This is a genomic window from Micromonospora sp. WMMA1947 (assembly GCF_027497355.1).
Taxonomy (GTDB): Bacteria; Actinomycetota; Actinomycetes; order Mycobacteriales; family Micromonosporaceae; genus Micromonospora.
Map to the genome: position 1 here is coordinate 1,838,244 of NZ_CP114909.1, position 15,412 is coordinate 1,853,655.

Here is a 15,412-nt window from a genome sequence, read left to right on the forward strand (position 1 = left end):
GCTGCCGACCTCAACTGAATCGACGTACCCGCGCGTCGAGATGTTCCCGCGCGGCGGGCGGAGTCTGCGCCGCGAAGGTCTCCAGCGCCGCCCGCGCCTCGTCCGACACCTTCGCCGGGACCACCACGTCGAGCGTGACCAGCAGGTCACCGGCGCGGCCGTCCTTGCGTACGACGCCCTTGCCGCGGGCGCGCAGCACCCGCCCACCGGGCGTACCCGGTGGCACCCGCAGGGTCACCGTCCCGTCCAGGGTCGGTACGCGCAGGTCCGTGCCGAGAACCGCCTCGGCGTACGTGATCGGGACGGTCAGGGTCAGGTCGTCCCCGGTACGCCCGAACAGCTCGTCCGGGCGGACCTTCACCTGCACGAACAGGTCACCGGCCGGGCCGCCCCGCTCGCCGGGCTCGCCCCGGCCGGCCAGGCGGATCCGCTGCCCGTCGGCCACACCGGCCGGGAAGCGCACGTTGAGTGTGCGGGTCTTGGTGACCCCGCCGGTGCCGTGGCACTCCGGGCACTTCTCCTCGACGATCGTGCCGACGCCCTGGCAGTTGCGGCACGGCTCGGAGAAGCTGAACGACCCCTGGTTGCGGGTAGTCACCCCGGCGCCGTGACAGACCGGGCAGGCCACCGGCTGGGTGCCGGGCTTCGCGCCGTTGCCGTGGCAGGTGTCGCAGACTCCGGGGGCGCGCAGCGTCAGCGGCAGCGTGACGCCACGTACCGCGTCGGTGAAGTCGAGCGCGACCTCGGTCTCGACGTCCCGCCCGCGGGCCGGGCCACGCGGGCGTGCCGGACCGCCGGCGCCCCCGCCACCGGAGAAGATCGAGCTGAACAGGTCGGTGAAGCCACCACCGCTGAACCGGGTGTCGCCACCGCCCGCGCCGCCGCCGAACAGGTCGGAGACGTCGAACGGCATGCCGCCCGGCTGGCCCCCGCCGCGGGCGTTGCGCCGGAAGGCACCGGAGCCGAACAGCGAGCGCATCTCGTCGTACTCGCGGCGCTTCTTCTCGTCACCGAGCACCGCGTACGCCTCGGAGACGGTCTTGAACCGCTCCTCGGCACCGGTGTCGCCGGGGTTGTGGTCCGGGTGCGACTCCCGGGCCAACTTGCGGTACGCCTTCTTGATCTCGTCCGAGGAGGCGGACTTGTCCACGCCCAACGCGGCGTAGTAGTCCTTCTCGATCCAGTCCTTGGAACTCACCGGTCCACCCCCTTCCACGGGTCGAATCCCGGTCGTCCCGCCCGCCCGGTGCGGGCGGGCGGGACGTCACGGGTCGGCACTACTCCGGGTCCGCGACCGCGACCATGGCGGGCCGCAGCAGCCGCTCGCCGAGCTGGTAACCGCGCCGCATGACCTGTACGCAGGTCGGCTCGGTCACGTCGGCGGAGGTCTGGTGCGCCACCGCCTCGTGCCGGGTCGGGTCGAACGGGTCACCGGTCTCGCCGAACGCGGTCAGGCCGAACTTGGCCAGCGCGCCGGTGAGCTGCTCGGCCACACTGCCGAACGGGCCCACCAGGTCGCCGTGCTCGCGCGCCCGGTCCAGGTCGTCGAGGATCGGCAGCAGCGCGGTGAGCACCGCCCCGGTTGCCTGCTCCTGCACCAGGTTGCGGTCCCGGTCGACCCGCTTGCGGTAGTTGGCGTACTCCGCCGTGACCCGCTGGAGGTCGCGGGTGCGCTCCTCCAGGTCGGTGCGGAGCGACTCCAGCTCGGCACCGAGCGGCGCGTCCGTGCCGGTCCCGCCCTTCGGCTCGGCGGGCGCGTCGACCACGGCCGGACCGCTGACCTCGGCCTCGCCGCCGATCTCGTCGACCACGACCTCGGCCTCCTCGACCAGCCCTTCGGCGGGCGCGTCGGCGGCCGCGTCGGCCGCCGAGGCGTCGTTCGCGGGCTGCTCGGTCACCTTGCCGAGCTTGCGCTTGTCACGGATGACGACCCGGGGTTCGTCGCCGGCGTCCTTGCCGGCGCCCGCCGACCCGGTGGCACCCGGGTCGGCCGCGCGTGGCTTGTCCGTCATGCGGTTACCTCATCCCTCTGCCGTGCGAATCGTGTCCGGGACCGGATGTCACTTCTTGTCCTCGTCCACGATCTCCGCGTCGACCACGTCGTCGTCGCCACCGGCCTTCGGGCCACCGGCCGCACCGGCACCGGCACCCGCACCCGGCCCGGCAGCGCCCGGGGCGGTCTGCTCGCCCTCCTGCTGCTGGGCGTAGAGCAGCGAGCCCGCCTGCTGGGAGACCTGCGCCAGCTTCTCGTGCGCGGACTTGATCTTCTCGATGTCCTGCCCGCCGAGGGCGCTACGCAGCTCGCCGAGCGCCTCGTTGAGCTGGTCGCGGTTCTCGCCGGGCAGCTTGTCGCCGCTCTCGGCGAGGAACTTCTCGGTCTGCCACTGAAGCGCCTCGGCCACGTTGCGGGTCTCGGCCTCCTCACGGCGACGCTTGTCCTCGTCGGCGTGCTCCTCGGCGTCCCGGCGCATCCGCTCGATGTCGTCCTTCGGCAGCGAGGAGCCGCCGGTGATCGTCATCTTCTGCTCCTTGCCGGTGCCCAGGTCCTTGGCGTGCACGTTCACGATGCCGTTGGCGTCGATGTCGAACGTGACCTCGATCTGGGGCACGCCGCGCGGGGCCGGCGGGAGACCGGTCAGCTCGAAGGTGCCGAGCTTCTTGTTGTAGGCGGCGATGTCCCGCTCGCCCTGGAACACCTGGATCAGCACCGACGGCTGGTTGTCGTCGGCGGTGGTGAACACCTCGGAGCGCTTGGTCGGGATGGTGGTGTTGCGCTCGATGAGCTTGGTGAAGATGCCGCCCTTGGTCTCGATGCCCAGGCTCAGCGGGGTCACGTCGAGCAGCAGGACGTCCTTGACCTCGCCCTTGAGCACACCGGCCTGCAGGGCGGCGCCGACGGCGACGACCTCGTCCGGGTTGACGCCCTTGTTCGGGTCGCGGCCGGTGAGCTGCTTGACCAGGTCGGTCACGGCCGGCATCCGGGTCGAGCCGCCGACCAGGATGACGTGGTCGACGTCGGAGATCTTGATGCCGGCGTCCTTGACGGCCTGCTCGAACGGGCCCTTGCAGCGGTCCAGCAGGTCCTGCGTCATGCGCTGGAACTCGGCGCGGCTGAGCGTCACGTCGAGGTGCAGCGGGCCGGCCGAACCGGCGGTGATGTACGGCAGGTTGATGTTGCTGGTGGTCGCGGCGGACAGCTCGATCTTGGCCTTCTCGGCGGCCTCCTTGAGCCGCTGCATGGCCATCTTGTCCTGCGAGAGGTCGATGCCGTGCTCGCCGCGGAACGTCTTCACCAGGTGGTCGATGATGCGCTGGTCCCAGTCGTCACCACCGAGCTGGTTGTCACCGCTGGTGGACTTGACCTCCACCACGCCCTCGGCCAGCTCCAGCAGCGACACGTCGAAGGTGCCGCCGCCGAGGTCGAAGACCAGGACGGTCTGCTCCTTGGAGCCCTTGTCCAGGCCGTACGCCAGGGCCGCCGCGGTCGGCTCGTTCACGATCCGCAGCACGTTGAAGCCGGCGATCTCACCGGCCTCCTTGGTGGCCTGACGCTGCCCGTCGTTGAAGTAGGCCGGGACGGTGATCACCGCGTCGGTGATCTGCTCGCCCAGGTACGCCTCGGCGTCCCGCTTGAGCTTCATCAGCGTGCGCGCCGAGATCTCCTGCGGGGTGTACTTCTTGCCGTCGATGTCGACGGTCCAGTTGGTGCCGATCTCACGCTTGACCGACCGGATGGTCCGGTCGGGGTTGGTCACCGCCTGGCGCTTGGCGACCTCACCGACGAGCACCTCGCCGTTGCGGGCGAACGCGACGATCGAGGGAGTCGTACGCGAGCCCTCGGCGTTGGCGATGACGGTGGGCTCACCGCCCTCGAGAACGCTGACGCAGGAGTTCGTCGTGCCGAGGTCGATGCCGACCGCACGTGCCATGTTCGCTTCCTCGCTTCGTAACGGGTGAGCAGGTCAGACGGCCTGCCCGGCGGGTCGCCCGGAAGCGACCGCACCATAAGTTGAGTGAACTTGACTCAATAGTGCCACGCGATCGCCAATCCGCAAGTCGAGGTTGAGCCGACCCGGCGCAACCCGACCGTTACTACTGTCCGGTTGTCTTACCTTGCGTCGGTCGGGCACGCTTTAGCGGTGACGACGCATGGCGATTCCGCCACCCGTGCCGGCGCGCCCGCCGTCGCAGCCCGCACCGGAGCCACCACCGGCGACGACCAGCCTGCTCACGCCGCCGACGGCCTGCCCGCCGCGCTCTCCGGCCTGCGGGCGGCGATCGATGCGGCCCGCTTCCCGCTCGCCCTCCCCTCGGCCGAGCCGGCCCGGCACGCCGCGGCGAGCGTCACCGACCAGCTCGACGACTACCTGCTGCCCCGGCTGGCCCGGCTCGACGCCCCGCTCCTGGTGGTCGTCGGCGGCTCCACCGGCGCCGGCAAGTCGACGCTCGTCAACAGCCTGGTCAAGGCGCGGGTCAGCGCGGCGGGCGTGCTCCGCCCCACCACCCGCTCCCCGGTGCTGGTGTGCAGCCCGACCGACGCGGCCTGGTTCCGGCAGGGCGACCTGCTGCCCGGCCTGACCCGGACCACCGAGCCCAGCGAGCAGCCGGGCACCCTGCACCTGGTCACCGCGCCGGCACTGCCGCCCGGCCTGGCCTTCCTCGACGCGCCGGACATCGACTCGGTGGTCGACGCCAACCGGGCGCTCGCCGGTCAGCTGCTCGCCGCCGCCGACCTCTGGCTGTTCGTCACCACCGCCGCCCGGTACGCCGACGCCGTCCCCTGGGAGCTGCTGCGCAGCGCCCGCGCCCGGGGCACCGCCGTGGCGATGGTGCTGGACCGGGTCCCCCCGGAGGCAGCCGACGAGGTCGCCGCCCACCTGTCCGAGATGCTCGCCGAGCAGGAGCTGGGTGCCGCGCCGCTGTTCGTGCTGCCGGAGACCTGGGTGGACGGGCAGGGGCTGCTGCCGGACCGGATCACCGCACCGCTCAGCGACTGGTTCTCCCGGCTCGCCGCCGATGCCGAGGCCCGCGCCGCGGTGGTCCGGCAGACGCTCGACGGCGCGCTGGCCGCGCTGCACCCGGTGGTGGAGGCGCTGGCCGAGGCCGCCGACGAGCAGGTCACCGCCGCCGACGCGCTGGACGAGCGGGTCCAGGCCGCGTACCGCAGCGCGGAGCGCAGCGTCGACCAGGGGCTCAAGGACGGCCGGCTGCTGCGCGGTGAGGTGCTGGCGCGCTGGCAGGAGTTCATCGGCACCGGCGACTTCTTCCGCGGGCTGGAGGCCCGCATCGGGCGGCTGCGCGACCGGGTGGTCGCGGCGGTCACCGGACGGCCCGCTCCCGCCGCGGAACTGCGTACCGCGATCGAGTCCCAGCTCGTCACGCTGCTGCGCGGGGTGGCGGCCGAGGCGGCGGAGAACGCGTACACGGGCTGGAAGGCGCACCCGGCGGGCGCGGCGCTGCTGGAGCCGGACCTGGCGCACCCCTCGGCCGACCTGCCGGAGCGGGCCGAGCAGCTGGTCCGCGACTGGCAGCGCGGCGTGCTGGAGCTGGTCCGGGTCGAGGGCGGCGACCGGCGGTTCGTGGCGCGCACCGCCGCGTACGCGGTGAACGCCACCGGCCTCGCCGTCATGATCGGTGTGTTCGCCTCCACCGCGTTCATCCCCACCGGGCTGGAGGTCGCCGCGGGCACCGGCACGGCGGTCGCCGGGCAGACGGTGCTCCAGGCGATCTTCGGCGACCAGGCGGTCCGCAACCTGGCCCGCAAGGCCCGCGTCGACCTGCTCGACCGGGTGGGCAAGCTGCTGGCCGAGGAGGCCGAGCGCTTCCTGAGCCGCACCGAGGCCGAGCGCCCGGCCGCGAACGCCGGTGCGGCGCTGCGCTGGTCCGCCGTCGAGGTCGAGCGGGCCCGGCACCGCAGCGGTCTGTTCCCGACGAACACCGAGCAGGACGGTCGCCAGTGAGCAACGTCGTCGGACGGATGCGTGACGCGCTGCGCGGCGAGCAGCGGGTCGACCCGGACGTGCTGATCGAGCGCCTCCAGGCGATCCAGCGGTTCCTGGCCGCGGTGGACGGCGACGTGCCCGACGCTCAACTGGTCGCCGCGCACACGGTGGTCGAGCGCGCCGGTGACCGGCTCGCGCTCTCCGGCCGACACACGGTGGTCGCGCTCGCCGGCGCGACGGGCAGCGGCAAGTCGAGCCTGTTCAACTCGCTGGCGCGGCTCGACCTCTCCCCGGTGGGCGTACGCCGCCCCACCACGGGTGTCGCGCACGCGTGCGTGTGGGGCCCGCTGGACGGCGCGGTCCGGCTGCTCGACTGGATCGGGGTGCTGCCCCGGCACCGGTTCGTCCGGGAGAGCCCGCTGGACGCCGACGACGAGTCGAACCTGCACGGCCTGGTCCTGCTCGACCTGCCCGACTTCGACTCGGTGCAGCACGGCCACCGGCTGGAGGTGGACCGCCTGCTCGGCCTGGTCGACCTGGTGGTCTGGGTGGTCGACCCGCAGAAGTACGCCGACCGCGTGATCCACACGAGCTACCTGCGCGAGTTCCACAGACACAAGGACGTCACGGTCGTGGTGCTCAACCAGGCCGACCGGCTGCACCCGACCGAGCTGCCCAGGGTCCTGGACGACCTGCGCCGGCTGCTCGATGACGACGGGCTGGGCGGGGTGCCGCTGCTGCCGACCGTCGCGGTGGACCCGAACGGGCTGGACGGGCTGCGGGCCGAACTGGAGCGTACGGTCGCCGAACGGCAGGCCGCGCTGCGCCGGCTCTCCGGCGACGTGGACGCCGTGGTGGACGATCTCGAACCGCTCGTCGGGCCGGAGCCACCGCGCACCCGGCCCGGTGACGCCTCGGCGCAGGAGCTGACCCGGGCCCTCGCCGGCGCGGCCGGGGTGCCGACGGTGGCGGCGGCGGTCGAGGGGGCGTACCGGCACCGGGCGGTCGGCAACACCGGCTGGCCGCTGCTGCGGAGCTGGCGCAAGCTGCGGCCGGATCCGCTGCGCCGGCTGCACCTGTCCGGGCGGGATCCGGACGCGCCGGCGGAGAGCCTGGTCGCGGCCACCTCCGTACCCGATCCGACGGCCGCGCAGCGCTCGGCGGTCACGCTGGCGATCCGCGCGGTTGCCGAGCGGGCCGGTGGCGGTCTGCCCGCGCCGTGGCCCGCCGCGGTGACCGCCGCGGCCCGGGGCCGGCAGGCCGACCTGCCGGGCGCGCTCGACCACGCGGTCGCCGCGACCGACCTGGGCATGGACCGCCGGCCCGCCTGGTGGCGGGTGGTCGGCGCGCTGCAGTGGGTGGTCACCCTCGCCGCGCTGGCCGGCCTGGTCTGGCTGATCATCGGGTACGCGGTGCGCCTGCTCGGCCTGCCGCCGCTGGAGCACCCGACGCTCGGTGTGGTGCCCTGGCCCACCGTCCTGCTGCTCGGCGGCCTGCTGGCCGGGCTGCTGATCGCGGCACTCACCCGGCCGGTGGTCGGGTGGGCGGCCCGGCGGGCCCGGGCGCGGGCCGAGCAACGCCTGCTCACATCCGTGGGCAGCGTCTCCGAGAAGTACGTGCTGGACCCGGTCTGGGCGGTGCTGACGCGCTACGGCACGGCCCGGGACGCGCTGCGCGAGGCGGGACGGCGCTAGACCGGCGTGCTGACCGGTGTGGGGGCGGCCGGTGCGGCGTAGGGTCGATACATGGCCACGCCACAGACCCCCTACGACGCGGTGCTGCACGCCGCGCGCGACGTGACGAGGCTCGACTCGGCCCTGGACGCGGAGATGCTCGGCGCCGCGTTGCTGGGCAGCGTCTACGCCGTCGCGGAGCACGACCGGGAGCAGGCCGTCCGCGACTTCGTCACCGGTTTCCTCGCCGCCACGTCCCGGCGCCGCAGCGCCGCCGCGACCACCCTGCGGGCCGTCTTCGCCGCCCTGGTGCCCGACGCCGAGGGCGCCGCCCGGGTCCGGCCCGGCGCGTACGCCCCGTCGTGGGCCGGTCAGCTGGGCCGGGTGCGCGTCACCGGCGCCTGGGCCTACGGCGACGTGTACGGCGACCAGACCTCCTACCTCGCCACGTTCGCGTACGACGACGAGGAGGAGGGCGGCCCGGAGCACGCGCTGGTGGCCCTGGTCGACCACAACATCGGCATCACCAAGGACGTCTTCGTCGGCGGCCCGGCCGGGCGGATCGTCGAGCAGGCCCGGGAGATCTGCACCGAGGACGAGTTCACCTGGTTCCGCACCGAGGACCCGGCCCGGATGCACGCCGAGGTGAGCCGTCACCTGGCGGTCACCGACGACCTGGCCGAACTGCCCGCGCAGGGCTCGCTCGCCACCGACCGGGCGCTCGTGGGCGCGCGGCTGGCCGCACTCCCGGGGCCGACACCGCCGGCCGGTCCGGCCGTGATGCCGGCGCCCACCGACGAGGAGCGCACCCGCCTGGTCCGCGCGTTCCTCGACTCGCCGGAGGCGGCCCGCTTCGGCCTGCCCGAGGTGGCCGACGGCGAGCTGGCCTCGCTGCACTTCTGCCTCGGCCTGCTGCTCGACCACGCGGCCAGCTTCCCGGACGCCGACCCGATGCGGTGGAGCCCGATGGTGGCCGAGCTGTTCCTGCTCGACTGGGTGCACCGCCGTGCCGTGCTGGACATGGACGACGCGGCGATGCTGCCCCGGGTGCTGCGCGCCTGGGCGGCGTACGCGGCCCGGCAGCGCGGGCTGTCGCAGTCGGCCGCCGCCCGGACGGACGAGGCGATCACCGAGATGGTCCCGGAGTTCGCCCGGCTCTACAGCACCGGCGAGCGGCGCAGCCCCGCCACCGCGGCGGTGGCCCAGCTCATGGCGGACGGGGTGGACCCGGACGACCCGGAGGCGCTGAACGCCTGGATCGAGGCGAACCGCCACCGCCTGACCGACGACCCGGCCTAGGCATTCACGCCCGCATGATCGGCACCACCTCGGCGAGGTGGCTGCATCGGGCCGGGTGGGATCGCACCACTACGGCGAAGTGGTGTCGATCATGAGGTGTGGGACACCGATGGCCGGGCCGGGCCGGACGGAACAGAGGTGGCGGACGGTCCGGCGGAACCCGGCGGATCGGCGGGGCCTGACGGATCGACAGGACCGGACGTACCCGATGGGCCGGAGGGCTCGGACGTCGGTTCCGACGAGGGCTCGGAGGTGGGCGTCGGCTCGGCCGTCGTGACCGACGGCTCGGGGCTCGGGCTCGGCTCGGGCGTCGGCGTGGCCGGGTCGGACGGCGAGTGTGACGGCGACGGTGAGGGCACCGGCGACGGGCGGGGCGGGCGGACCGGGGTGGGCCGGACGGGCGCGGCCGGCGGCGGGGGCGCGGCGACCGGGCGGGACCGGTGCCGGGAGCCGAGGTCGCTGTCGTCGGGCAGGGCCGGTGCCGCCGGGAGCACCGGCCGCGCCGGGGGCACCGAGGTCACGTCGACGGCGGGCGTGGGCGTGGACGGCACCGGGGCCTGGGTGCCCTGGGGCATCGGGATGACCACCGGGCCGACCGAGGGGGTCGGCAGGAACGGGGTGCTGGTGTCGGGGAGGGCGCTGTTGCCGACGGTGGCGGATCCGGTGCTGATGGCGGCGAGGATCGGCATGGAGGCGGTGCCGGCGAGCAGCGCCACGGTGAGCAGGTAGCCGCGGCTGGGACCGCCCGTTCCGGGGGCGCGGTGGGCGCCCACGACCCGGCGGTACGGGGAGGCGGGCAGGGCCCGGTGGCGGCCGAGGAAGGGCGTACCGGGCGGACCCTCTGGTTCGGACACCGGCACACTCCTCACGCACGGACGGGACGAAGAGCAGCGCGAATATCAGGACAAATGCCGCGCCGTGGCTCATCGCAAGCTTGACCCAGTGACGCTCAGTTCACCAGTCGCAACCGCGTGTCGACACACATTTTGTGCGTCGCCCGCTCCCGCCACTGGGGACAAAAGCGCTCATCCGTCATGAACCCGATGGAACCTCACCGGCGAGGGAGGCCATACTGTGGGCCCGCTCACCTCCTCTGCAATCATTCAGACACGACGGCAACGCAGCCGCCACTTCCGCGTACCCCGCGGCTGGTGCGGAACGGTGCCGGCGCTCCCGGGCCTGGGTCTGTCCCGACGGACTCCGGCTCACACCGCGCGGCAACCCCTACCGGGGTCAGGCGCGGTCGCCAGGGACCGACCCGGCACCAGCCGGGCGGGCGCACGAGGTGCGCGGCTCGGGTAACCCCCGGCGCCGGCGCAGACAGACAGGGAGAGACGGATGGCAAAGGGCGACCCCGGGGCCGCCACCCGCAGTAAGCGGGCCGCACCCCGTACCAGACGCGCCGCCGCGACCGGTGAAGCCGAACTCGTACAGCTGCTCACCCCCGAGGGTGAGCGGATCGAGAGCGCGCTCGGCCCGGACGGGACCGAGTACCGCGTCGACTTCACCGACGAGGAGTACCGCGGGCTCTACCGCGACCTCGTGCTGGTCCGCAAGCTGGACGCCGAGGCCACCGCTCTGCAGCGCCAGGGCGAACTGGGCCTGTGGGCCAGCCTGCTGGGCCAGGAGGCCGCGCAGGTCGGCTCCGGCCGGGCGCTGCGGAAGCAGGACATGGCTTTCCCGACCTACCGCGAGCACGGCGTGCTCTACTGCCGCGGCATCGACCCGATCATGCCGCTGGGCCTGTTCCGCGGCGTCGACCAGGGCGGCTGGGACCCGAACGAGTTCAAGTTCAACATGTACACGATCGTGATCGGGGCGCAGACCCTGCACGCGACCGGGTACGCCATGGGTGTCGCCATGGACGGCAAGACCGGCGGCGAGGACGGCGAGGCGGTCATCGCCTACTTCGGCGACGGCGCCACCAGCCAGGGCGACGTCAACGAGTCGTTCGTCTGGGCCAGCGTCTTCAACGCCCCGCTGGTGTTCTTCTGCCAGAACAACCAGTACGCCATCTCCGAGCCGCTGGAGCGGCAGACCCGCGTGCCGCTGTACCGGCGGGCCGGCGGGTTCGGCTTCCCGGGTGTCCGGGTGGACGGCAACGACGTGCTCGCGTCGTACGCGGTGACCCGGCACGCGCTGGACAACGCGCGCAACGGCCAGGGCCCGAGCCTGATCGAGGCGTACACCTACCGGATGGGCGCGCACACCACCTCCGACGACCCGACCCGCTACCGCATCGCCAGCGAGGTCGAGGCGTGGCAGGCGAAGGACCCGATCGCCCGGATGAAGGCGTTCCTGACCAAGCAGAAGATCGCCGACGAGTCGTTCTTCACCGCTGTCGACGAGCAGGCCCGCACCGAGTCGGTGCACCTGCGCGAGCGCGTGCTCGCCATGCCCGACCCGCAGCCGACGACCATGTTCGACCACGTCTACCCCAACGGCTCTCCCGAACTGGACGAGCAGCGGGCCCGGTTCACGCAGTACATGGAGTCCTTCGAGGGGAGCGCGCACTGATGGCCACGGAGACGCTCACCCTCGGCAAGGCACTCAACACCGGTCTGCGGCGGGCCCTGGAGAACGACCCGAAGGTCGTCATCATGGGCGAGGACGTCGGCAAGCTCGGCGGCGTGTTCCGGATCACCGACGGCCTCCAGAAGGACTTCGGCGACCAGCGCGTGATCGACACCCCGCTGGCCGAGTCCGGCATCATCGGCACCGCCGTCGGCCTGGCCATCCGTGGCTTCCGGCCGGTCTGCGAGATCCAGTTCGACGGCTTCGTCTACCCCGCGTACGACCAGATCGTGTCGCAGGTGGCGAAGATGCACTACCGCTCGCAGGGCAAGGTGCGGATCCCGATGGTCATCCGCATCCCGTTCGGCGGCGGCATCGGCGCCGTCGAGCACCACTCCGAGTCGCCCGAGGCGTACTTCGCGCACACCGCCGGTCTCAAGGTGGTGAGCTGCGCGAACCCGCAGGACGCGTACGTGATGATCCAGCAGGCGATCGCCTCGGACGACCCGATCGTGTTCCTGGAGCCGAAGCGGCGCTACTGGGAGAAGGGTCCGGTGGACCTGGAGGCGCCGATCGCCGACGCGTACCCGCTGCACTCGGCCCGGGTCGCGCGGCCCGGCACCGACGCGACGGTGCTGGCGTACGGCCCGATGGTCCGCACCGCGCTCGACGCGGCCACCGCCGCCGCCGAGGACGGCCGCGAGCTGGAGGTCATCGACCTGCGGACGATCTCGCCGCTGGACCTGACCGCCGCGTACGAGTCGGTGCGGCGCACCGGCCGCTGCGTGGTCGTACACGAGGCCCCGGGCAACCTGGGTCTCGGGTCGGAGATCGCGGCCCGGATCACCGAGGAGTGCTTCTACTCCCTGGAGTCCCCGGTGCTGCGGGTGACCGGCTTCGACACCCCCTACCCGGCCGCCCGGGTGGAGGAGGAGTACCTGCCCGACCTGGACCGGGTGCTCGACGCCGTCGACCGCACGTTCGGCTGGTGAGCGGCATGTCCCGGATCAAGGAGTTCAACCTTCCCGACCTGGGCGAGGGCCTGACCGAGGGCGAGATCCTCGCCTGGTTGGTCAAGGTCGGCGACGACATCGAGCTGAACCAGCCGATCGTCGAGGTGGAGACCGCCAAGGCGGCGGTCGAGATCCCGGCGAAGTGGGCCGGACGGGTGCAGGCGATCTTCCACCCGGAGGGGTCCACCGTCGAGGTCGGCGTGCCGATCATCGCGATCGACACCGACCCGAACGCCGGGCCGATCGAGGAGTCCACCACCGCGACTCCCGCGTCGGACCTGCCGGCCCCGTCGGCCGCGTCGCTGGCCGCGGTCCAGGTCGCGCCGGCCGAGGGCATGGTCGAGCCGGGCCTGATCGGTGGTGTGGCCCCGGGTGGGCGTACCGCCGTGCTGGTCGGCTACGGCCCGCGCAACGCCCCGGCCAAGCGCCGTCCCCGCAAGGGCGACGCGCCGGCGGCGGCACCGGCTCAGGCCGCCGCTCCGGTGGCACCCGCGCCTGTCGCGCCCGCGCCGGTGGCGCCCGCTCCGGCGGTGAACGGCAACGGCCGGGTCACCGGCCCGGTGCTGGCCAAGCCGCCGGTCCGCAAGCTGGCGAAGGATCTCGGCATCGACCTGGCCACGCTCACCGGCTCGGGTCCGCTCGGCTCGATCACCCGTGAGGACGTACAGCGGGCGGCGAGCGCGACCCCGGCGGCGGCCGAGCCGCTGACGGTCGCGGCACCGGCCGCGTCGGCCGCGAGCTTCGGCGCGGACCGCGAGCAGCGCATCCCGGTCAAGGGGGTACGCAAGCTCACCGCGGAGAACATGGCCCGATCGGCGTTCACCGCCCCGCACGTGACGGAGTTCCTGACCGTCGACGTGACCCGGGCGATGAAGGCGCTGGACCGGCTGCGTGACCGGCGCGAGTGGCGCGACGTGCGGGTCTCGCCGCTGCTGCTGGTCGCCAAGGCGGTGCTGCTGGCGGTCAAGCGGCACCCGATGGTCAACTCGACCTGGGCCGGCGACGAGATCGTGGTGAAGGAGTACGTCAACCTCGGCATCGCGGCGGCCACCGAGCGCGGCCTGATCGTGCCGAACATCAAGGACGCCGGGCGGCTCTCGCTGCGCGAGCTGGCGGACGCGATGACGCAGCTGGTGCAGACCGCGAAGTCGGGGAAGACGTCCCCGGCGGACATGTCCGGCGGCACGCTCACCATCACCAACGTCGGCGTCTTCGGCGTCGACACCGGTACGCCGATCCTGCCCCCGGGCGAGTCGGCGATCCTCGCCTTCGGCGCGGTACGGGAGCAGCCCTGGGTGCACAAGGGCAAGGTGAAGCCGCGCCTGGTGACCACGCTGGGCCTGTCCTTCGACCACCGGATCATCGACGGCGAGCTGGGCTCGAAGTTCCTCCGCGACATCGGTGAGTTCCTGGTCGACCCGGAGGCGGCGCTGCTCGCCTGGACCTGACGTACCGATCGCTCCGGTCACGGCCGGTGTGCCACGGGTGAACACCCGGCACACCGGCCGTGACCGTTTTGGGAACGGAATCATAGGATCTGAGGGCGCGTCGACCTACGATCCGTAGGTACGTGGTTCAGCTCACCTAATAATCGATGGCGATGGGCGGCCCGGTGCGCTTAGTGAGTGTTTGAGATTTGGGGTGCGGCGGCGTGTTGGGTTGAGGTGAGGGAAGGCCCTCGGTAGGTCCGGTGGTGTCGAGCCAACCGTTTCCATACCGAGGGCCTTCTGATGACGTTGTACCCGATCACTGTCACGCCGTCCGCGTCGCCCCGCCGTTATCCGTCGCAGCGGGTGCGGCGGGAACGGGAACGGGCGGTGCGGCGGCGGTATCCCGGTGATCTGACCGATGCGCAGTGGGCGTTGATCGCGCCGCTGGTCACGCCGGTGTCGGTCGGTCGGCGGGGGCGGCCGCCGTCGCATCCGATGCGGGCGATCGTCACGGCGATCTTGTATGTGGCCTGCACCGGTTGTCCGTGGCGGGCCCTGCCGCGGGAGTTCCCGCCCCCGGGGACGGTGTACTGGTGGTTCGCTCGATGGCGCGATGACCACACGTTGATGCGTCTGCACGACCGGTTGCGGGAGCAGTGCCGTACCGCCGCCGGACGGCACGCGCATCCCAGCGCCGGAGCGATCGATTCTCAGTCGGTGCGCGCCGCGGACACCGTGCCCCGACACAGCCGCGGTTTCGACGTGGCGAAGAAGGTCAACGGCCGTAAACGCCACATCGTCGTGGACACCATGGGCCTACTCCTGGCCGTCATGGTCACCGGCGCGCACGTCAACGACCGCAGCATCGCCCGGGACCTGCTCTGGCGCACCCGGCTGTTCCACCCCCGCCTACGCCTGCTCTGGGCAGACGGCGGCTACATCGGCACCCTGAGCACCTGGGCCCGCCACGCCCTCGACCTCACCGTGCACCTGGTCCGCAAACTCCCCGGACAACACACCTTCGTCGTGCTGCCCCGCCGCTGGGTCGTCGAACGCACCTTCGCCTGGATCAGCAAGAAACGCCGCTGCGTCCGCGACTACGAACGCCTACCGGCCAGCCACGCCGCCTTCGTTACCTGGGCCATGATCCACGTCATGGTCACCCGCCTGGCCCGACACACGAAACCGGCCCAGGCAACCCACACCTGAGCCGGAATCTCAAACACTCACTTAAATAGAGACATCAAGGGGCTGACAACCGAATAGCCAGGAGGAGAGACCCAAGATGAGCATGATCGAGCGAATCCGCACCCGCCGCGACGCCAACCGCCGCGCCCGCGCCATCGAGCACGCGCTGCGTTCCGCGAACTCGCCCGCGGTCCGCGAGGAGCTTCTCGCCATCGCCCAGCGTCACATGAGCTGACGTCACAGACCTTTCTCACCTCCTCCAGTCCGAAGACCCGCCCGACACCGGGCGGGTCTTCGGCGTATCGGCATCGGTCGGCACCGGGATTCCACCTCGCTCCACCGCCCGGTACGGT

General features: G+C 72.6%; 12 protein-coding genes. 9 read left to right on the forward strand and 3 right to left on the reverse strand.

What is annotated here, in order from left to right:
• Nucleotides 1-10 precede the first annotated feature (10 nt).
• The 3 genes from dnaJ to dnaK all read right to left on the reverse strand — a co-directional run bounded on the left by dnaJ (nucleotide 11) and on the right by dnaK (nucleotide 3,929).
• Nucleotides 11-1,198: a molecular chaperone DnaJ gene (gene dnaJ, locus O7604_RS08900; protein WP_281579383.1), complete on the reverse strand. Its 1,188-nt coding sequence runs from the start codon at nucleotides 1,196-1,198 to the stop codon at nucleotides 11-13.
• Between the two features lie 79 nt (nucleotides 1,199-1,277).
• Nucleotides 1,278-2,012: a nucleotide exchange factor GrpE gene (grpE, locus tag O7604_RS08905; RefSeq protein WP_269703150.1), complete on the reverse strand. Its 735-nt coding sequence runs from the start codon at nucleotides 2,010-2,012 to the stop codon at nucleotides 1,278-1,280.
• Nucleotides 2,013-2,060: 48 nt separating this feature from the next.
• Entirely contained in the window at nucleotides 2,061-3,929 is a 1,869-nt protein-coding gene (dnaK, locus tag O7604_RS08910) for a molecular chaperone DnaK (protein ID WP_216931468.1), read from the reverse strand.
• A 210-nt stretch (nucleotides 3,930-4,139) separates the two neighbouring features.
• Here dnaK and O7604_RS08915 point away from each other — a divergent pair, with 210 nt between their 5' ends.
• From O7604_RS08915 to O7604_RS08955, 9 genes are all read left to right on the forward strand, one after another.
• Entirely contained in the window at nucleotides 4,140-5,960 is a 1,821-nt protein-coding gene (locus O7604_RS08915) for an ABC transporter (RefSeq protein WP_281579384.1), read from the forward strand.
• A 17-nt stretch (nucleotides 5,961-5,977) separates the two neighbouring features.
• A complete protein-coding gene (locus O7604_RS08920) occupies nucleotides 5,978-7,636 on the forward strand; it encodes a GTPase (protein ID WP_281579935.1) in 1,659 nt (552 codons plus the stop codon).
• Nucleotides 7,637-7,687: 51 nt separating this feature from the next.
• Entirely contained in the window at nucleotides 7,688-8,914 is a 1,227-nt protein-coding gene (locus tag O7604_RS08925) for a hypothetical protein (RefSeq protein WP_269703153.1), read from the forward strand.
• A gap of 273 nt (nucleotides 8,915-9,187) precedes the next feature.
• Complete coding sequence (locus O7604_RS08930) at nucleotides 9,188-9,643, forward strand: hypothetical protein (RefSeq protein ID WP_281579385.1); 456 nt, start codon at nucleotides 9,188-9,190, stop codon at nucleotides 9,641-9,643.
• A gap of 609 nt (nucleotides 9,644-10,252) precedes the next feature.
• On the forward strand, nucleotides 10,253-11,431 hold the full coding sequence (gene pdhA, locus O7604_RS08935; protein ID WP_281579386.1) for a pyruvate dehydrogenase (acetyl-transferring) E1 component subunit alpha: 1,179 nt from the start codon (nucleotides 10,253-10,255) through the stop codon (nucleotides 11,429-11,431).
• Entirely contained in the window at nucleotides 11,431-12,420 is a 990-nt protein-coding gene (locus O7604_RS08940) for an alpha-ketoacid dehydrogenase subunit beta (RefSeq protein WP_128138856.1), read from the forward strand. The genes pdhA and O7604_RS08940 overlap by 1 nt, the downstream gene beginning before the upstream one ends.
• Before the next feature lie 5 nt (nucleotides 12,421-12,425).
• A complete protein-coding gene (locus O7604_RS08945) occupies nucleotides 12,426-13,889 on the forward strand; it encodes a dihydrolipoamide acetyltransferase family protein (protein ID WP_281579936.1) in 1,464 nt (487 codons plus the stop codon).
• A gap of 282 nt (nucleotides 13,890-14,171) precedes the next feature.
• Nucleotides 14,172-15,080 carry an IS5 family transposase gene (locus O7604_RS08950; RefSeq protein WP_281579359.1) on the forward strand — a complete coding sequence of 303 codons (909 nt, stop codon included), beginning with the start codon at nucleotides 14,172-14,174 and terminating at the stop codon, nucleotides 15,078-15,080.
• A 76-nt stretch (nucleotides 15,081-15,156) separates the two neighbouring features.
• On the forward strand, nucleotides 15,157-15,294 hold the full coding sequence (locus O7604_RS08955; protein ID WP_013283356.1) for a hypothetical protein: 138 nt from the start codon (nucleotides 15,157-15,159) through the stop codon (nucleotides 15,292-15,294).
• Nucleotides 15,295-15,412: the final 118 nt, after the last annotated feature.